19 protein-coding genes are annotated in these 17,190 nt (G+C 64.1%); 10 read left to right on the top strand and 9 right to left on the bottom strand.

All coding sequences use genetic code 11. The features are described from left to right. Nucleotides 1-188 precede the first annotated feature (188 nt). Complete coding sequence (locus O7B34_RS20650) at nt 189-803, bottom strand: LysE family translocator (RefSeq protein WP_337105589.1); 615 nt, start codon at nt 801-803, stop codon at nt 189-191. 432 nt (nt 804-1,235) lie between these two features. On the opposite strand from O7B34_RS20650, the gene O7B34_RS20645 reads away from it, so the two are divergent. Continuing rightward, nucleotides 1,236-1,862 (top strand): DUF1062 domain-containing protein, encoded by a 627-nt coding sequence (locus O7B34_RS20645; RefSeq protein WP_337147789.1) that lies wholly within the window; start codon nt 1,236-1,238, stop codon nt 1,860-1,862. Between the two features lie 57 nt (nt 1,863-1,919). On the opposite strand, the gene typA is transcribed toward O7B34_RS20645, so the two are convergent. Beyond that, nucleotides 1,920-3,749 carry a translational GTPase TypA gene (gene typA, locus O7B34_RS20640; protein ID WP_027145159.1) on the bottom strand — a complete coding sequence of 610 codons (1,830 nt, stop codon included), beginning with the start codon at nt 3,747-3,749 and terminating at the stop codon, nt 1,920-1,922. Between the two features lie 198 nt (nt 3,750-3,947). On the opposite strand from typA, the gene O7B34_RS20635 reads away from it, so the two are divergent. Beyond that, the gene (locus O7B34_RS20635; RefSeq protein ID WP_337147788.1) at nt 3,948-4,229 is read left to right on the top strand and encodes a hypothetical protein; all 282 of its coding nucleotides are present in this window, start codon (nt 3,948-3,950) and stop codon (nt 4,227-4,229) included. 79 nt (nt 4,230-4,308) lie between these two features. Here O7B34_RS20635 and O7B34_RS20630 read toward each other — a convergent pair whose 3' ends face one another. Continuing rightward, a complete protein-coding gene (locus tag O7B34_RS20630) occupies nt 4,309-5,592 on the bottom strand; it encodes an MFS transporter (protein ID WP_181166611.1) in 1,284 nt (427 codons plus the stop codon). Nucleotides 5,593-5,665: 73 nt separating this feature from the next. Here O7B34_RS20630 and O7B34_RS20625 point away from each other — a divergent pair, with 73 nt between their 5' ends. Together O7B34_RS20625 and O7B34_RS20620 are read left to right on the top strand one after the other, a co-directional pair. Next, nucleotides 5,666-6,283 carry a TetR/AcrR family transcriptional regulator gene (locus O7B34_RS20625; RefSeq protein WP_140716697.1) on the top strand — a complete coding sequence of 206 codons (618 nt, stop codon included), beginning with the start codon at nt 5,666-5,668 and terminating at the stop codon, nt 6,281-6,283. 44 nt (nt 6,284-6,327) lie between these two features. Then, entirely contained in the window at nt 6,328-6,921 is a 594-nt protein-coding gene (locus O7B34_RS20620) for a hypothetical protein (protein WP_337147786.1), read from the top strand. Between the two features lie 58 nt (nt 6,922-6,979). Here O7B34_RS20620 and ppa read toward each other — a convergent pair whose 3' ends face one another. The 6 genes from ppa to O7B34_RS20590 all read right to left on the bottom strand — a co-directional run bounded on the left by ppa (nt 6,980) and on the right by O7B34_RS20590 (nt 11,647). Further along, a complete protein-coding gene (gene ppa, locus O7B34_RS20615) occupies nt 6,980-7,513 on the bottom strand; it encodes an inorganic diphosphatase (protein ID WP_140503932.1) in 534 nt (177 codons plus the stop codon). 188 nt (nt 7,514-7,701) lie between these two features. Then, entirely contained in the window at nt 7,702-8,208 is a 507-nt protein-coding gene (locus O7B34_RS20610; protein WP_337147785.1) for a GNAT family N-acetyltransferase, read from the bottom strand. Nucleotides 8,209-8,352: 144 nt separating this feature from the next. Continuing rightward, nucleotides 8,353-8,991, bottom strand: a complete 639-nt coding sequence (locus O7B34_RS20605; protein WP_337147784.1) for a TPM domain-containing protein — start codon at nt 8,989-8,991, stop codon at nt 8,353-8,355. 9 nt (nt 8,992-9,000) lie between these two features. Next, entirely contained in the window at nt 9,001-9,891 is an 891-nt protein-coding gene (locus O7B34_RS20600) for a TPM domain-containing protein (RefSeq protein WP_337147783.1), read from the bottom strand. 4 nt (nt 9,892-9,895) lie between these two features. Beyond that, complete coding sequence (locus O7B34_RS20595; RefSeq protein WP_442920981.1) at nt 9,896-10,750, bottom strand: TPM domain-containing protein; 855 nt, start codon at nt 10,748-10,750, stop codon at nt 9,896-9,898. A gap of 258 nt (nt 10,751-11,008) precedes the next feature. Next, complete coding sequence (locus O7B34_RS20590) at nt 11,009-11,647, bottom strand: LemA family protein (protein WP_027144535.1); 639 nt, start codon at nt 11,645-11,647, stop codon at nt 11,009-11,011. A 164-nt stretch (nt 11,648-11,811) separates the two neighbouring features. Between O7B34_RS20590 and O7B34_RS20585 the strand changes: the two genes are divergently transcribed. From O7B34_RS20585 to O7B34_RS20560, 6 genes are all read left to right on the top strand, one after another. Further along, entirely contained in the window at nt 11,812-12,063 is a 252-nt protein-coding gene (locus O7B34_RS20585; RefSeq protein ID WP_337105581.1) for a hypothetical protein, read from the top strand. Between the two features lie 14 nt (nt 12,064-12,077). Next, entirely contained in the window at nt 12,078-12,962 is an 885-nt protein-coding gene (gene pdxY, locus O7B34_RS20580) for a pyridoxal kinase PdxY (RefSeq protein ID WP_337147782.1), read from the top strand. Further along, nucleotides 12,959-13,750 (top strand): DUF429 domain-containing protein, encoded by a 792-nt coding sequence (locus O7B34_RS20575; RefSeq protein ID WP_337147780.1) that lies wholly within the window; start codon nt 12,959-12,961, stop codon nt 13,748-13,750. Before pdxY ends, O7B34_RS20575 begins: the two co-directional genes overlap by 4 nt. Nucleotides 13,751-13,897: 147 nt before the next feature. Next, the gene (locus O7B34_RS20570; RefSeq protein WP_337131869.1) at nt 13,898-14,542 is read left to right on the top strand and encodes a carbonic anhydrase; all 645 of its coding nucleotides are present in this window, start codon (nt 13,898-13,900) and stop codon (nt 14,540-14,542) included. Further along, entirely contained in the window at nt 14,539-14,973 is a 435-nt protein-coding gene (locus O7B34_RS20565; RefSeq protein WP_337147779.1) for a nuclear transport factor 2 family protein, read from the top strand. The genes O7B34_RS20570 and O7B34_RS20565 overlap by 4 nt, the downstream gene beginning before the upstream one ends. Before the next feature lie 90 nt (nt 14,974-15,063). Beyond that, nucleotides 15,064-17,118, top strand: coding sequence for a M3 family metallopeptidase (locus O7B34_RS20560; protein WP_337147778.1), 2,055 nt, complete (start codon nt 15,064-15,066; stop codon nt 17,116-17,118). Nucleotides 17,119-17,190: the final 72 nt, after the last annotated feature.

Genomic DNA, 17,190 nt, shown 5'->3' with positions numbered 1-17,190 from the left:
GCTCGCGAAGATCATTGGAAAGAGGTCGAGTCATCAGATGCTGGCCTCCATTCCAGCCAGCATCTTGAATCACAAAACCGACTGATCCGGAATCCCTTCGATTCCATCAACTCGTGAACCGCTCTAGGGAATTGCGTTAAAACAAAGAGCTAGAGCGGTTCGACGTTTCCATGGAACAGCGAACTGCCCTAGGACCGCGCCGCGATGGCCGCCGCGGCACCGGCCATTGTCGTGGCGCTGACGCGGTTGGCGATCTTCATGGCGCGCTTGCTCCTGAGCAGCTTGCGCGCCTGCGAGGCGGCAAGCACCCAGGCGAGATCGATGGCGATCAGCACCACCGCCATGGTCGCCGTCAGTTCGACCCAGCCGACGAGGCTGACCGAAGCGAGGTCTATGATGGTCGGCAACAGCGCCAGATAGAACATCATGATCTTGGGATTGCCGAGCGTGACGGCCATGCCGGCGAAGAACAGCTTGCCGGCCGAATCCTCGCGCGGCATCTCGCCTTCCTTGGCGTCGACGGGCGCCGTCCACATCTTCCAGGCGAGGTAGGCGAGATAGGCGACGCCAACCCATTTCACCATGACAAAAGCGAGATGGAAGGTCTGCGCCACCACCGCCAGCCCGAACACAGCCAGCGACAGCCAGATGCCTTCGCCGATCCACATGGCAAGCAGGAACGGAAACACATCGCGAAACCCTTTCGAGATGACGCGCGCGACGAGCGCCGCGATCGACGGACCGGGCGAACCGGCGGCCACGAACAAGGCGGCGGCGAAGATCAGCAGTGAGGCGAGGTGCATGGCGAGGATCTCTGCGTCGGGGCTCGATCAGCCACAATAACCCGACAGCTGCGGCTTTGGCCAAGGCAAGACAATATGGGCCATGGGCGCTGACCTGCCGCGTGCTTGCGGAGCCCCTTGCAGACCCGGCGTCACGCCGCTAGAAGGGCCGCCGCGAAACAATTTCGAGCCTCACTTTGCCTCAGTAACCGCCGGTCTCGTCAAACTCCCCCGACACACCTGCATGGCGCCGCATCAGCAGTGCCTGTTTCGTTTTCATGTGTTCTTCTGGGCGGCGGTTCGAGACCGGTTTGGCACTGCTGAACCGCTGTTGCGCTTTTTGCCAGCGACACCTGTATTCACAATCTCCGCAGCCACCCGCCACGCCGCGCCCGCATGGGCACCTCGACATCGCCGACCGGATGAGCTTCCCGACGGGAAGGACTTACCGGCATGTCTTCGGCCCTGCGCATCCACTGGACGATCGCGCCTGAAATCGCACCACGCCCCCTGATCAACTGCAATCGCTGCGGCTGCGTGAAAGCCTATCGCTGCAGCGGGAAATTTCGCGTCAACGCCAACGGCAAGCGCATCGACGTGTGGCTGATCTATCGTTGCGTCGATTGCGACAATTCCTGGAATTTCGGTATTTTCGAGCGCTGCAACCGCCGCGATATCGCGCCGGCGCTGCTCGCGGCGCTCGAAAGCAATGATCCGGCACTGGTCCGGAGCCATGCCTTCGACATCGTTGCCCTGCGCAAACAGGTGGGACGCGTCGAGGAGTTCCCTGACGCCGCCGTGCGCAAGCAGGTGATCGGCGAGATGAAGGAAGACGCGACGGCGCTGGAACTCCGGCTCGGTCTGGAAATACCGGTATCGCTGAGGCTCGACCGGCTGCTTGCCAACGAACTTCGCATCTCGCGGTCGCGGCTTCAGGCACTGGACGAACGGAGGTTGCTGACCGTCGAGCCGGATGGAGCAAAGGCCCTGCGCAAACCAGCCCGAGAGGGAGCGACAATCCGCATCGATCTCTCCGGCGAGCTTGACCGGCGGACCATCATCTCGGCCGCGGGTGGATGAACGAAAAAGGGCGGAGCACAGGTGCTCCGCCCTCTCAACTCTCGGAAAAGGAAACCCTTACGCCGCGCCGACCGCCTTCGACGACTTCTCGAAACGCTTGCGCTCGTTCGGGTCGAGATAGAGCTTGCGCAGGCGGATGGTCTTCGGCGTCACCTCGACCAGCTCGTCGTCCTGGATCCAGGCCAGCGCGCGCTCCAGCGTCATGCGGATCGGCGGGGTGAGCTTGACCGCTTCATCCTTGCCGGCGGCGCGGATGTTGGTCAGCTTCTTGCCCTTCAGCACGTTCACTTCGAGATCGTTGTCCCGGCTGTGAATGCCGATGATCATGCCCTGATAGACCTTGACGCCCGGATCGATGACCATCGGGCCACGGTCTTCCAGGTTCCACATGGCGTAGGCGACCGACTCGCCCTGCTCGTTGGAGATCAGCACGCCGTTGGTGCGGCCGGGCAATTCGCCCTTGTAGGGCTCGTAGGCATGGAACAGCCGGTTCATCACGGCGGTGCCGCGCGTGTCGGTCAAAAGTTCCGACTGGTAACCGATCAGGCCGCGCGTCGGCGCGTGGAAGACGATGCGCTGGCGGTTGCCGCCCGAGGGACGCAGCTCGACCATTTCGGCCTTGCGCTCCGACATCTTCTGCACGACGACACCGGCATGCTCCTCGTCGACGTCGATCACGACTTCCTCGACCGGCTCCAGCAATTCGCCATTCTCGCCCTTCTGCATGACGACGCGCGGACGCGAGACGGCGATTTCAAAGCCTTCGCGGCGCATCGTCTCGATCAGCACGGCGAGCTGCAATTCGCCACGTCCGGAGACGAAGAACGAATCCTTGTCGGGCGATTCCTCGATCTTGAGCGCGACATTGCCTTCGGCTTCCCGAAGCAACCGGTCGCGGATGACGCGGCTGGTCACCTTGTCGCCTTCGGTGCCGGCCAGCGGGCTGTCGTTGACGAGGAAGGACATGGTCACGGTCGGCGGATCGATCGGCTGTGCATGCAGCGCCTCGGTCACCGCCAGGTCGCAGAACGTGTCGGCGACGGTCCCCTTGGACAGGCCGGCAATGGCGACGATGTCACCCGCCTGCGCTTCTTCGATCGGCTGGCGCTCGAGGCCTCGGAAAGCGAGGATCTTGGAGATGCGGCCGGTTTCGATCTGGGTGCCGTCATTGTGCAGCACCTTGACCGCCTGGTTGGACTTCAGCGTGCCGCTCTCGATGCGGCCGGTGATGATACGGCCGAGGAAGGGGTTGGCTTCCAGGATGGTGCCGATCATGCGGAACGGACCGGGATGGACGGTCGGCGCCGGCACATGCTTGATGACGAGGTCGAACAACGGCGCGAGCTGCTGGTCCTTGGGCCCTTCCGGGTTTTCCGACACCCAGCCGTCGCGGCCCGAACCATAGAGGATCGGGAAGTCGAGCTGCTCGTCGGTGGCGTCGAGCGCGGCGAACAGGTCGAACACCTCGTTGACCACCTCGACATGGCGCGCGTCAGGACGGTCGATCTTGTTGATGACGACGATCGGCTTCAGGCCGACCTTGAGCGCCTTGCCGACGACGAACTTGGTCTGCGGCATTGGCCCTTCGGCGGCGTCGACCAGCACGATGGCCGAATCCACCATCGACAGGATGCGCTCGACCTCACCGCCGAAATCGGCGTGGCCGGGGGTATCGACGATGTTGATGCGGGTGTCCTTCCAGTCGACCGAGGTCGCCTTGGCCAGGATGGTGATGCCGCGTTCCTTTTCGAGATCGTTGGAATCCATGGCGCGCTCGGCGACGCGCTGATTGTCGCGGAAGGAGCCGGACTGTTTCAAAAGCTGATCGACCAGGGTGGTCTTTCCATGGTCGACGTGCGCGATGATCGCGATATTACGGAGGTTCATGATTCTGGTCTCGGAAGCGTTGCAGGCAGCAGGCCAAAGGCGCTGCCTCTTTCGGTTGCGCGGCTCATACAGGGTTTTTCGCAGTTGCGAAAGGGGACGCGCGCCACCAAATACTCATCAAATCTTAAGCATCTGCGTGTGAAATGATTTTGTTAACCAAGGCGGGAACCTTTTCAGGCCCCGGGCAGTTCGAACGTCATGACCGATAAACTCAACCGATTTTGGCCGCTGATCGCGTCCGCTGCCTTTGCCGTCCTGCTGGCGGCCAACGCCGCTCAGTCGGCCGCGACGCTGAAGGAAGCGCGGCCTCTCTTGCCTGATAATACGCCTTCCGCGCAGCAGGCCTTTGCCGACGCGCCCGACGGCGTCGACCCGGTGGTCACCGGCCCGGTCAGCGCCGCCTTCAAGCAGAGACAGGCCAGCGCCAACTGCGATGCGGCGGTTTGGCCCAACATTCCGATGGTCTGCTACCCCGACTGAGATGCCTCGCGCCTGTACTTACACGCTGAGGCGTGTCGATATTCAGGTGAGGCCGGCCTCACCTGAATATCGACGCGCCTCAAGCCGCCTGCGGTTCCGGATCGAAGGCCGGTCGGCTGGTGTTGATCAGGAGCGAAATACAGGCCGCCGCGATTGCCGTCATGCCGGCAATCAGGAACGCCAGTTCGTAATTGCCCTGCAGCTCACGCATGGTGCCGCCGAAGGCGGCGGCGGTGGCTGCACCCACCTGGTGGCCGGCGACGATCCAGCCGAAAACGATCGGCCCGCTGCGGTCGCCGAAGGCTTCGTTGGCCAGCCGCAGCGTCGGCGGCACTGTGGCGATCCAGTCGAGGCCGTAGAGCACGGCGAAGATGATCAGGCTGGTCGCCGAAAACCCGGAATAGGGCAGGTAGATCAGCGACAGGCCACGGATGCCATAGTAGACGCCGAGCAGCTTGCGCGGGTCGAAACGGTCGGTGAGCCAGCCTGACAGTGTGGTGCCGATCAGGTCGAAAATGCCCATCATCGACAGAAGGCCGGCGGCCTGCACCTCGCCAATGCCCATGTCGCCGCAGAACGCGATCAGATGCGTGCCAACCAGCCCGTTGGTGGTGAAGCCGCAGACGAAGAAGGTGGCGAACAGGTACCAGAACACCCGCGTGCCCGCGGCGCGGCGCAGCGTGTTGAGCGTATGCGCCAGGAAATTGCCTTGTGACGCGGGCGAAGTCGGCGGCACATCATCCGCCTCGGCGCCATAGCGCACCATGCCGATCGAGGCCGGGCGCTCCGGCACCAGCAGCCAGACCAGGGGGATCAACGCCGCGGTGGCGATCGCGACGGCGACGACAACGGGCTGCCAGCCGCCGGCTTGCGCCAACGAGGCGATCAGCGGCAGGAACACCAGCATGCCGGTGGCGCTGGAGGCCGACATCAGCCCCATCACAAGGCCGCGATTGGTCTTGAACCAGCGGTTGACGATGGTGGCGCCGAGCACGCTGGCGACGGCGCCGGATCCGATGCCGGAAAAAACGCCCCAGGTGATGAACAGATGCCATGGCTTGGTCATCAGCAGGCTGAGCGTGGTCGAAGCCGACATCACCACCAGCGATGCAAGCAGCGTGCGGCGCAGCCCGATGCGCTCCATCAGCGCTGCTGCGAACGGACCTGTCAGCCCATAGAGCAGGATGCCGACGCCCGCGGCCAGCGAAATGACGTCGCGTCGCCAGCCGAAACTGTTTTCCAGCGGCAGCATCATGACGGAAGGCGCCGAGCGCAGGCCGGCGGCAATCAGCAGGCAAAGGAAGATGACGCCAACCACGACGAAAGCGTAGCGCTGGCCAAATGGACGGGACTGAGCTATCATGTTACTGACCGGTACGTTGCAAGGTGGGAGTATCTATCGTACCGATCGGTAACATTGTCAATCGAGTCCCATGATGCCAAGCGACAAAAATATTGAACTGACCATCAGAGACGGTCATGCATCCGCGCCACCCAAAGCCGCCAAGAAGATCCTCGACGTGGCCTATGACCTGTTCTACCGGCGAGGTATCAGGGCGATCGGCGTCGACGAAATCGTCAAGCGCGCCGGCGTCACCAAGCCCAGCCTCTATCGCAGCTTTCCCTCCAAGGACGAACTGGCCGCCTCCTACCTCAGGCAATACGACCTTGAATACTGGGAGCGTTTCGATGAAGCCGTTGCCGCCTATCCCGGTGACCCGCGCGCGCAGATCAAGGCTTTCCTGACCCGGATCGGCAAGCGAACGCAAGTGGCGGACTATCGCGGCTGCGGCATGACCAATGCGGCGGTCGAATATCCCGACCACAGCCATCCGGCCCGCGTCGTCAGTGAGGCCAACAAGCAGGAATTGCGCCGCCGCCTGCGCGCAATGGCGGCCGCGATGGGCGCGCAAGACCCTGACACGCTGGGCGATGGGCTGCTGTTGCTGATCGAAGGCGCCTATATCAGCGGCCAGCTGTTCGGCCTCGGCGGACCGGCGCAGTCGGTTGCCCGCAACGCCGACCTGCTGATCGAAGCGAGCTTGAAGAAATAGCCATTGGCGATACGCTGGGACGACCTCCAACGGAGATCTCCCCGATGCGCAGCCTGTTGATCCCGCTCACCCTCGCCGGCCTCTGCCAGGCGGCACAAGCCGGCGAGATATCCAGCGCCTACACCGACCTCGACTGGAAGAAGGACTGCGTGACCTATGCGCAGGCCGAGCAGGGCGACGGCGACTGGGCCGACCTCGCCTGCTCCGGCTACCGCGGCTATTCCGTGCTGATCGGATATGACGACGCCCGCGAATCGCTGTTCTACGGTTTTCCGCCGGGCGGCGACATGACGTCCGCCTGGGAAAGTTTTTCGGCCTTGAATTCGTCTGGGGCCAAGGTCGAGTGGCGCATCGAAACCAATGGCGACAAAGCCGTGCCATTCGCGGTCATCCACCGCCGCTCGATCAGCGATCCCGAGGACGAGACCAAGAAGACCGAGGTGCTGCTCGTCGCCAAGGTCGCCCAGATGGACGCCCGTGACGGCTGCACCGTCGGCCTGGTGCTGGCCACCGGCAACCCCACCGCCAACGACCAGGCACGCAAGATCGCCGACGAGAAGGCGAAGGGCTTCGCCTGCGGCAAGGACAAGCGCGTGGTGGTCGGCAACGTGCCGGCTTTCGGCCGGGTCGATAACTGAGGACGTTCGCCGAAGCGCCGCTTCGCTGCTCCGCCCTGGTATGACGAAATCGGGTTGCCTACTTGCTCGCCTTCGCCCGGTCGATCGCGTCCATGATCATCTTCTTGGCGTATTTGGAATCGTGCCAGCCCTCGATCTTGACCCATTTGCCGGGTTCGAGATCCTTGTAGTGCTCGAAGAAGTGCTGCACCTGCTGGCGCGTGATGTCGGGCAGCTGCGTGTATTCGGTGACGTTCTCGTAGCGCAGTGTCAGCTTCGGTGACGGCACCGCGATGATCTTCTCGTCCTGGCCGGCATTGTCTTCCATGATCAGCACGCCGATTGGCCGCACGTTGATGACGCAGCCCGGCACCAAAGCGCGCGTGTTGCAGACCAGCACGTCGATCGGGTCGCCGTCGCCCGACAGCGTGTGCGGCACGAAGCCGTAATTGCCGGGATAGCGCATCGAGGTGTGCAGGAAGCGGTCGACGAACAGCGTGCCGGCCTCCTTGTCCATCTCGTACTTGATCGGTTCGCCGCCGATCGGCACCTCGATGATGACGTTGACGTCGTCAGGCGGATTCTTTCCGGTGGCTATGGCTTCGATGCGCATGGCTTTTGTCCCTCTCTCGATTGGCAGGAGATAGCGGGCGGCGCAAAATGGTGCAATGCGGCGAATGGTGCTTAGATGCATCCGGAGAGACGCGATGGCGTTCTACGCGTTCAATCATCGGCACAAGATGTTTCAGCGCCGTGATTTTGCGTGAGTCAGGGACTTCGCCTTCCGATTATCCCCGGCGGTCACTCCCAGACGAAGGCGACCTTCTTGAGCGCCTTCTGCTCGAAAATCTCGACGCCTTCGGCGACGTCGCGGCCGCCGGCCCCGGCATAGAAGGCAAGTGCGTTCTGGTTGTCTTCCAGCGCCCACACCACCATGCCTTTCAGCCCGTGGTCGGCGAGCCGTGCCCTGGCAGCCGAAAACAGCCGCCTGCCAAGCCCGATCCCCTGATACTCCGGGCGCAGGTACAATTCGTAGATCTCGCCCTGCTGCTTGAGTTCCTTGGCGCGGTTCTTGCCGATCGTCGCATAGCCGGCAATCTTGCCGCCGATCTCGACGACCAGCACGGTGGCCGCGCGGCGGATGGCATTGGCCCACCAGTCGGCGCCACGGCGGTTGATCATCGATGTCAGCGTGCGGTGCGGAATGATGCCGGAATAGGCGCCCCGCCAGGCTTCCAGATGCACCTCGGCAATGGCGCCTGCATCGCGCGGGTCTGCCTTCCGAATGTCGATCGTCAGCGTATTCATGATTTGTTAACCATAAACCCGCATTGCCCGATTGCAAGAGTCCGGGCGGCCGATGGTGCGCTTTCGCACAGACGATCCATGACGCTGGTGACATCCAGCAAAGCCTGTCAGGAATCCGGCTGAGGAGCGTTTGCGGGCGAGCTTTCAGATCTCGACCAGATGGTCGTCCAGCTCGTTGGTATCGCCTTGCGTGACCGGGAAGTGCTCGGCCAGCACCGCCCCCACCTGCTCGATCGCCTTGGCGAAGCCGTCGGCGAGCCGGTCGTCGCCGGCATGCGCGGTGAGATCGCGCACCACTCCGTCCCAGACATGCTGGCCGACCTTGGAGTCGATGCCTGAATCGGCGACCACCTCGGCATAGCGCTCGGCGACCGAGACGAAGATCAGCACGCCGGTGCGCGCCGTGGTGCGGTGGACGTTTCGGGCGAGGAACTGCTTGACCGCATTGGCGTGTGCGGCCTGATAGCGCAGCCGACGCGGCACCATATGGATGCGCAGGCCGGGCAGCGTCCACAGCAGGGCAAGCACGCAGGCCAGCGCCAGCAACTCAGCGATGACGAAATGAGGCAGGCGGATGGTGAGCCACCAAGCCTCCAGCCCATAGGCGACCACGAGGCTGACGACCAGCATGCCGAGCGTCGCCATCAAGGCCGCGGGGGCGAAATAGCCATCGCTGGCATGCGCCACGACGCAATAGATTTCGCCGTCGGTCCTGGATTCCGCCGACCGGATCGCAGCGGCGATCCGCTCATGATCCTGTGGGCTGATTGGTCGTGTTGCCATGATCTTGTCTCACCAGCTTCCTGAAGAACCGCCACCGCCGGACGAGCCGCCGCCACCCGAAAACCCGCCGCCGCCGCTGCTTGACCCCGAGGACCATCCGCCGCCGGAACTGCCCGAGGACCACCCGCCGCCCGACCCCGTCGTCCAGCCGCTGCCGCGCGTGGATCCGCCCGCTCCCTGGCCATAACGAAACGTCATGCCCAGCCATCTATACACGCCCGGCGACAGCTTCGTGCCGAACATCGGCGGCAGGAACGCCATTGCCAGGCCGCCGAAGAACATCGTCGCCCACAGGATCAGGAACATGGCGGCGATCGGGTCGATGGGAGTGCTGCTGTCGGCGGGATTGCGCTTGCCGCGCGCCTCCAGCTCCTCCGGATTGCCCTCCAGTACCATGACCATGTCGTCGATGGCCTTGGAGATGCCGCCGGAGAAATCGCCGGCGCGGAAGGCCGGCACCATGTCGTTCTCGATGATCAGCTTGGTGTGCAGATCGGTCAGCGTGCCTTCCAACCCATAGCCGACCTCGATGCGCATCCTGCGGTCGTTGGGCGCGACCAGAAGCAGGACGCCGTTGTTCTCCTTGGCCTGCCCCAGTTTCCAGAAGCGGAACAGCCGGTTGGCGTAGGGTTCGATCTCCTCGCCGCCCAGGCTGGGGATGGTGGCGACGACGATCTGGTCGGACCCCTTGGTTTCGAAGTCCGCCAGCTTCTGCGTCAGCGCCGCCTTGGTCGCGGCATCGATGATGCCGGCATTGTCGACGACGCGGCCGGTCAGAACAGGCAGTTCGGCGGCGAAACCCGCGAAGCTGGACAGCAGTAGCGCCAGCACCATCAGGACAGCATGGATAGCCGGGATAAGGCGGCTGGACCTCAACAGGCTGATGCTGCGCGTCGTCATGCCCTTACCAGCTTCCCGAGGAGCCGCCGCCGCCGGACGAACCACCGCCGCCAGAAAAGCCGCCACCGCCGCCACTCGAAGACCAGCCGCCACCGGAACTGCCCGAGGACCAGCCGCCCCCGGATGAGGACCTCCGGTGCGGCTCGAAGGTCATGCCGAGCCAGCGATAGCGTCCGGGCCCAAGCTTCTGGCCGAAGATCGGCGGCAGGACCGAAGCCGCGATGCCGCCAAAGAAAATGATCGCCCAGATGCTGATGAAAATGGCGAAGAACAGGTCGTCGGAATTGAACGGGGCCTGCTCGTTGCGCTTGCCGCGCGCCTCCAGCTCCTCCGGATTGCCCTCCAGCACCATGACCATGTCGTCGACGGCCTTCGAGATGCCGCCGGAGAAATCGCCGGCGCGGAAGGCCGGCACCATGTCGTTCTCGATGATCAGCTTGGTGTGCAGGTCGGTCAGCGTGCCTTCCAGCCCATAGCCGACCTCGATGCGCATCCTGCGGTCGTTGGGCGCCACCAGAAGCAGGACGCCGTTGTTTTCCTTGGCCTGGCCGAGCTTCCAGAAGCGGAACAGCCTGTTGGCGTAGGGTTCGATCTCCTCGCCGTCGAGGCTGGGGATGGTGGCGACGACGATCTGGTCAGAGCCCTTGGTTTCGAAGTCCGCCAGCTTCTGCGTCAGCGCCGCCTTGGTCGCGGCATCGATGATGCCAGCATTGTCGACGACGCGGCCCGTGAGCGCCGGCAGATCGGCAGCGAAGGCGGTTAGGGGCAAGAGGAGGAAAAGGCAGAATAACGCACCAAGAACAGCCAGGTTGGCGTTCTGTCGCGCCCCCCTCTGTCCTGCCGGACATCTCCCCCTCAAGGGCGGAGATTGGATGTCATACAGGGTTTCGCCAATCGCCAGGGATTGAGAGTGGAAGCCGGCCGCAAAGCTGCCAATCTCCCCCCTTGCGGGGGGTGAGGAGTGGTCCGCGAAGCGGACGGAAAGCCAATTGCTTGGCTTTCCGAGTGACGAACGCCCGGAGCGACAGCGAAGGGCCGGGTCCGGCAGGACAGAGGGGGGTGTTTGCACGCCAGCGATCCGTCTTTTCACGGAATTTATTCCGATGACAGTCGCCGTTCACCCGCCCTGCTTCGTGCCGAAATCGACCTTCGGCGGCTGCATCTTGTCTTCCTCTACGGTGAAGTTGGCGAAGGGCTCGCTGCCGCGGAACCAGAAGGTCGCCCACAGCACCGACGGGAACGTCTTCAGCGTCAGATTGTAGTCCCTGACGGCCTGGATGTAGTCGCGACGCGCCACCGCGATGCGGTTCTCCGTGCCTTCGAGCTGCGCCTGCAGCGCCAGGAAATTCTGGTTGGCCTTGAGGTCGGGATAGGCCTCCGACACCGCGATCAGCCGCGACAGTGCGCTGGTCAGCCCTGCCTGGGCATCCTGGAACTTCTTGAGCGCTTCCGGATCCTTCAACGTTTCCGGCGTCACCGTGATCTGCGTCGCCTTGGCCCGCGCCTGGACAACGGCGTCGAGCGTGTCCTTTTCATGCGAGGCATAGCCTTTGACCGTCTCCACCAGATTGGGGATGAGGTCGGCGCGGCGCTGATACTGGTTCAACACCTCGCTCCATGCCGCCCTGGCGTTTTCTTCCGCCGTCGGGATCGTGTTGTAGCCGCAGCCGGCAAGCAGCGGCAGCACGATTGCCATCATCAGGAAGGCGGGCAGCGTGCGGAATGTCGATGGTCGAGCAAGGCGCTGGGCAAGCATGATGGGGGTCCCTCGATAGAAGTTGCATCCGAAGCATTACCACAATCGGCGCGCAAGAAAACGGCCACGACCTCTGCATCAGGCCCGGCATGGATCGCCCCCGCGCAAGGCCCTGTGATTGGCCGCGCGAACGCGATAAGGTTCCACCAAAACGGGACATCATCATGCCGGAAGGCCAGGACAGCGACAGGGAATCGCGCCGTATCCTCCAGCGCGTCGCGCAGGAGACCGATCCGGCCGGCAACTCTTTCGTGGCACGGACGACAAAAGGCATGCGCGACCACGTCTCCGCGGCCGATGCCGACCGCTCGGACCCGATCGAAGTCTGGGGTACGCGCGTTGGCAGGATACTCGGCCTGCTTCTGGCGCTGGGCTTGATGGTCTGGCTCGTGCTTTTCCTCACCCGGGGCAGCTAGGAATAAAAAAAACAATGAGCGCCGAAAAAACCGACGCGCCGCGCGCGGTCATCGTCATTTCCAGCCATGTCGCGCGTGGCTCGGTCGGCAACCGTGCCGCCGTCTTTGCGCTGGAGACGCTGGGCTTTCCGGTCTGGGCGGTGCCGACAATCATCCTGCCCTGGCATCCCGGCCATGGCCGCGCGACCCGCATCGTGCCGCCGCTCGACCAGTTCACGGCGCTGATGGCCGATCTGGAGCGCGCGCCGTGGCTCGGTGAGGTCGGTGCCGTGCTGTCGGGCTATCTCGGCGAGGCCGGCCAGGCCGAGGCGGTCGCCTCGCTGGTCGCCGCGGTCAAGGCGAGGACGCCCGACGCCGTCTATATCTGCGATCCGGTAATGGGCGATTCCGGTGGCCTTTATGTGCCCGAGCCCACCGCCGCCGCCATGCGCGACCGGCTGATGCCGATCGCCGACATCGCCACCCCAAACCGCTATGAGCTGGAATGGATGACCGGCGCACCGCTGCCCGACCTGAAATCGGTGATCTCGGCGGCACTCCATGCCGGACCGTCGACCATGCTGGTCACCTCGGCACCGTCGATGATTTCAGGCGGCACCGGCAATCTGCTGCTCGACGGCACCCAGGCGCTGCTCGCCGAACACCGCCTGATCGACAAGCCGCCGAACGGCCTGGGCGACCTGACCGCGGCGGTCTACCTGGCGCGCATTCTGTCCGGCCAGCCGGCGATCAAGGCGCTGCAGTCGACCACGGCGGCGGTCTACGAGATCCTGGCGCGCACGGCAAAACGCGGCGGCGACGAGTTGCAACTCGAGACCGATGCGCAGAGCCTGTCGCACCCGATGGCCATGGTCCAGCTGCGCCACCTCACGCATCCGGGGCGGGACCGCCGGGCGTGACCCCGGCCAAAGTCGTGCTCGTCGGCGCCGATGGCTGCAAGGCCGGCTGGATCGCCGTGCTGCGCGAACCCGGTTCGACACCTCGTAACCCCGACGCCGCGCCTTCGGTCGATGTCTTCCCCACCTTCACCGCCCTGCTGGCAGCGATTCCCGACGACGCGATCGTCGCCGTCGACATGCCGATCGGCCTGCCCGAGTTTTCCAGCAAAGGTGGGCGCGGGCCGGAAGCGCTGGTGCGGCCGCTGCTCGGTGCGCGCCAGTCCAGCGTCGTTTCGATCCCGTCGCGAGCCGCGCTCTATGCCGACACCAGCGGCTTCACCACGACCGAAGCCTGGTACGCGGCACATATCAGGGCAAGCGAGGTGGCCAGGATCACATCGGACCCTCCGCGCGGCGTTTCCATCCAGGCCTTCGGCATCTTCTCGAAAATCCGCGAGATCGACGAGCTGCTGATCGCGCGGCCCGAGCTGCGCGGCCGTGTCTTCGAATCGCACCCGGAAGTCGCCTTCTGCCGCCTGAACGGCGATCGGGCCATGCTGTTGCCGAAGAAGATCAAGGGCAGCGTCAATCCAGCCGGCATGGCGGAACGCAAGGCGCTGCTTTGCCGGCACGGCTATGACATGGATTTCCTCGAGCAGCCGCCGCCAAATGGTGCGGCCGCCGACGATTTCCTCGATGCGGCGGCCATGATGCTGATCGCCGGCCGCATCGCCAGTGGCGAAGCAAAGCCGTTTCCCAACCCGCCGCTTGCTGACGGTTTTGGCATACCGGTCGCCATCTGGGCGTGACCAAGTCGGCGGGCGTTCCCGCTTTGGCGCATGGCATTTATGGCCAGCCCCCGCAATTCTGCATTGCTCGTAGCGGCCTTTTACCGTTAGAGCCTTTCGTCGACCGCAACGAGCTTCCGCCTCCAACCGGAAAGGCCTTAGCCGCCCATGCCTCATCTTCCCGACCATCTCCTCGCCGGCTACCGCAATTTCATGAACGGCCGCTACCCCACCGAGAGCGGTCGCTATCGCGAGCTCGCCCGCGAAGGTCAGGCGCCCGAGACCATGATCGTCGCCTGTTGCGACTCCCGATCCGCCCCCGAGGCGATCTTCGACGCCGGCCCCGGCGAGCTCTTCGTGCTGCGCAATGTCGGCAACCTGGTGCCGCCTTACGAGCCGGACGGCGAGTTCCATTCGACCTCGGCGGCGCTCGAATTCGCCGTGCAGAGCCTCAAGGTCAAGAACATCGTCGTCATGGGCCACGGCCGCTGCGGCGGCATCCGCGCCGCGCTCGACCCCAATTCCGCGCCGCTGTCTCCCGGCGACTTCATCGGCAAATGGATGAGCCTGATCGCGCCGGCCGCCGAGACGGTGTCGGCCAGCACCTTCATGACGGCGACGGAGCGCCAGACGGCCCTCGAGCGCATCTCGGTCCGCTATTCCATCGCCAATCTCAGGACCTTTCCCTGCGTCTCGATCCTCGAGGGCAAGGGGCGACTGTCGCTGCACGGAGCGTGGTTCGACATTTCGACCGGCGAGCTCTGGGTGATGAACAAGGAGACCGGCGATTTCGAGCGGCCGGTGCTGGAATGAACGGGGCCGCGCGCCGGCTGACGGACGGCGGGCCGGTCGTTTTTACGGCGGCCGTGTTGCTGTTGGCGATCATGGCCGCGCGCGCCGATGACCGCGCCATCATCAGCCGCTGGTATTCGGCGCTGCTGGTCGCCGATCGCACCGAACTGGCGGACCTGCTCGCCGACGACGTCCGCATCAAGCTCGACGACCTCGGCGTCGTCCAGAGCAAACAGGAATTCATCGCTTCGCTCGACGAATGGAAAGGTGCGGTTGCCGGTGCTGCTATCCGCCACCGCATCGAGAAGAGCGAAGGCGGGGTCACCACCGTGATCGCCTGCTACGATTTCCCCAACAATGACATGCTGATGCAGGAAACCTTCGCGGTGAGCGACAACCGCATCACCGCCAGCTCGCAAGCCGCGATCGCCGAAACCTGCGAGGGCTACTGAGGCGGAGCGGCCAACTGGTATATTGCGGGTCAGCCGGCAGCGTCCTACATCGGTGATACCCTCCTTCCTGACGCCAGCGAAAGACCCTCCATGCCCTCCACGAAAGTCGTCGATCTTGCCGCCCATCCGTTGACCGCGTGGCGAGGCCCGCTAGGTCTGCCCGATTTTGCCCATATTGGCGACGGTGATTTTCCCCCCGTCTTCGACGCCGCGCTGAAGGCGCATGAGGCGGAGATCGACGCGATCGCCACCAACAAGGAAGTGCCGACCATCGAGAACACGCTTGCCGCGCTGGAACTTGGCGGAGAGGCGCTCGATCATGTCTCGTCGATCTTCTGGTGCCGCGCCGGCGCTTATACCAACGAGACGATCCAGGCGCTGGAGCGCGACATTTCGCCGAAGATATCGAGGCACTTCTCAGCGATCTCGATGAACGAGAAGCTGTTTGCCCGCATCGACGACCTCTACCAGCGCCGCGAAGCTCTGAAGCTCGATCCCGAGACGCTGCGCGTCCTGGAGAAGACCTGGAAAGGCTTCGTGCGTTCCGGCGCCAAACTTGACGCCGACGGCAAGATACGATTGGCCAAGATCAACGAGGAGCTGTCGTCGCTCGGCACGACTTTCGGTCAGAACGTGCTGGCCGACGAGCGCGACTGGGCGCTGTTCCTCGACGAGGCCGACCTCGCCGGCCTGCCGGATTTCGTGAAAAGTTCGATGGCCGAGGCCGCCGAGATGCGGGGCCAGAAGGGCCGCTACGCCGTCACCCTATCGCGCTCGATCTACGAGCCGTTCACGACCTTCTCGGAACGCCGCGACCTGCGCGAGATCGCCTATCGCGCCTTCACCATGCGCGGCCAGAATGGCGGCGCGTCCGACAACACGACCGTGGTGCGCGACATGCTGAAGCTGCGCGCCGAGAAGGCGAAGCTGCTCGGCTACGCCTCCTTCGCCGCGCTCAAGCTCGACGACACCATGGCCAAGACGCCGGAGGCAGTGCATGCGCTGCTCGATCCGGTCTGGGAAAAGGCGCTGGAAAAAGCCGCCGCCGACCAGAAGGAGTTGGAGCGGCTGGCGGCCGAAGCCGGCAGCAACGAAAAATTCGCAGCCTGGGACTGGCGTTTCTACCAGGAGAAGCTGCGCGCGGAAAAGTTCGCTTTCGACGAGGCGGAGCTGAAACCCTATCTGCAGCTCGACCGCGTCATCGATGCCTGCTTCGACGTCGCGACGCGGCTGTTCGGCATCACCTTCCAGGAGAAGAAGGGCATCGCCGCCTGGCATCCGGACGCGCGTGTCTTCGTGGTGAAAAACGCCGACGGCAGCGAGCGCGGCCTGTTCCTGGCCGACTATTTCGCGCGGCCCTCGAAGCGTTCCGGCGCCTGGATGAGCGCGCTGAAGTCTGGCTACAAGCTCGGACATGGCTCGCAGCCGGTGATCTACAACATCATGAACTTCGCCAAGCCGCCGGCGGGCGAACCGGCCCTGCTGTCGGTCGACGAGGCGAAGACCTTGTTCCACGAGTTTGGCCATGCGCTCCACGGCATGCTGACCGACGTTACCTGGCCGTCGGTGTCCGGCACTTCGGTCAGCCGCGACTTCGTTGAATTGCCCTCGCAGCTCTACGAGCACTGGCTGACGGTGCCGGCGGTGCTGGAAAAGCACGCGCTGCATGTCAAGACCGGCAAGCCGATGCCGCAGGCGCTGCTCGACAAGATGCTGGCCACGCGCACTTTCGGCGCCGGCTTCGCCACCGTCGAGTTCACCGCTTCTGCCTTGATCGACATGGCCTACCATGCACGGCCCGATGCGCCGGAGGAGGCGCTTCGTTTCGAGGCCGAAACATTGGAAAAGCTCGACATGCCCGACACGATCGCGATGCGCCATCGCACCTCGCATTTCGGCCATGTCTTTGCGGGCGAGGGCTATTCGGCCGGCTATTATTCCTACATGTGGTCCGAGGTGCTCGACGCCGATGCCTTCGCCGCATTCGAGGAAACCGGCGATCCCTTCAACCCGGCGCTGGCCGAGCGGCTGAGGAAGAACATCTATGCAGCCGGCGGCTCGAAGGACCCCGAAGAGCTTTACACGGCGTTTCGCGGCAAGATGCCTTCGCCGGAAGCAATGATGGTCAAGCGAGGATTGGTGTGATTAGCCGATCTCTCCCCTCGTGGGGGAGATGGCCGGCAGGCCAGAGGGGGGCGCTGTCCCGCCAGCCTGTCG

It is taken from the genome of Mesorhizobium sp. Cs1299R1N3 (genome assembly GCF_037179625.1).
GTDB lineage: Bacteria > Pseudomonadota > Alphaproteobacteria > Rhizobiales > Rhizobiaceae > Mesorhizobium > Mesorhizobium salmacidum.
The sequence above is the reverse complement of the archived record's forward strand: the minus strand, read 5'-3'. Positions and strand labels throughout refer to the sequence as shown.

What these genes read in the sequence shown, in the direction of transcription:
- O7B34_RS20635 (WP_337147788.1), top strand. Translation starts at nt 3,948, where the DNA reads ATGACCGATAAACTCAACCGATTTTGGCCGCTGATCGCGTCCGCTGCC.
- typA (WP_027145159.1), bottom strand. Translation starts at nt 3,749, where the DNA reads ATGAACCTCCGTAATATCGCGATCATCGCGCACGTCGACCATGGAAAG.
- O7B34_RS20565 (WP_337147779.1), top strand. Translation starts at nt 14,539, where the DNA reads ATGAACGGGGCCGCGCGCCGGCTGACGGACGGCGGGCCGGTCGTTTTT.
- O7B34_RS20560 (WP_337147778.1), top strand. Translation starts at nt 15,064, where the DNA reads ATGCCCTCCACGAAAGTCGTCGATCTTGCCGCCCATCCGTTGACCGCG.
- O7B34_RS20645 (WP_337147789.1), top strand. Translation starts at nt 1,236, where the DNA reads ATGTCTTCGGCCCTGCGCATCCACTGGACGATCGCGCCTGAAATCGCA.
- O7B34_RS20610 (WP_337147785.1), bottom strand. Translation starts at nt 8,208, where the DNA reads ATGAATACGCTGACGATCGACATTCGGAAGGCAGACCCGCGCGATGCA.
- O7B34_RS20625 (WP_140716697.1), top strand. Translation starts at nt 5,666, where the DNA reads ATGCCAAGCGACAAAAATATTGAACTGACCATCAGAGACGGTCATGCA.
- O7B34_RS20605 (WP_337147784.1), bottom strand. Translation starts at nt 8,991, where the DNA reads ATGGCAACACGACCAATCAGCCCACAGGATCATGAGCGGATCGCCGCT.
- O7B34_RS20570 (WP_337131869.1), top strand. Translation starts at nt 13,898, where the DNA reads ATGCCTCATCTTCCCGACCATCTCCTCGCCGGCTACCGCAATTTCATG.
- O7B34_RS20630 (WP_181166611.1), bottom strand. Translation starts at nt 5,592, where the DNA reads ATGATAGCTCAGTCCCGTCCATTTGGCCAGCGCTACGCTTTCGTCGTG.
- O7B34_RS20600 (WP_337147783.1), bottom strand. Translation starts at nt 9,891, where the DNA reads ATGACGACGCGCAGCATCAGCCTGTTGAGGTCCAGCCGCCTTATCCCG.
- ppa (WP_140503932.1), bottom strand. Translation starts at nt 7,513, where the DNA reads ATGCGCATCGAAGCCATAGCCACCGGAAAGAATCCGCCTGACGACGTC.
- O7B34_RS20590 (WP_027144535.1), bottom strand. Translation starts at nt 11,647, where the DNA reads ATGCTTGCCCAGCGCCTTGCTCGACCATCGACATTCCGCACGCTGCCC.
- pdxY (WP_337147782.1), top strand. Translation starts at nt 12,078, where the DNA reads ATGAGCGCCGAAAAAACCGACGCGCCGCGCGCGGTCATCGTCATTTCC.
- O7B34_RS20650 (WP_337105589.1), bottom strand. Translation starts at nt 803, where the DNA reads ATGCACCTCGCCTCACTGCTGATCTTCGCCGCCGCCTTGTTCGTGGCC.
- O7B34_RS20620 (WP_337147786.1), top strand. Translation starts at nt 6,328, where the DNA reads ATGCGCAGCCTGTTGATCCCGCTCACCCTCGCCGGCCTCTGCCAGGCG.
- O7B34_RS20585 (WP_337105581.1), top strand. Translation starts at nt 11,812, where the DNA reads ATGCCGGAAGGCCAGGACAGCGACAGGGAATCGCGCCGTATCCTCCAG.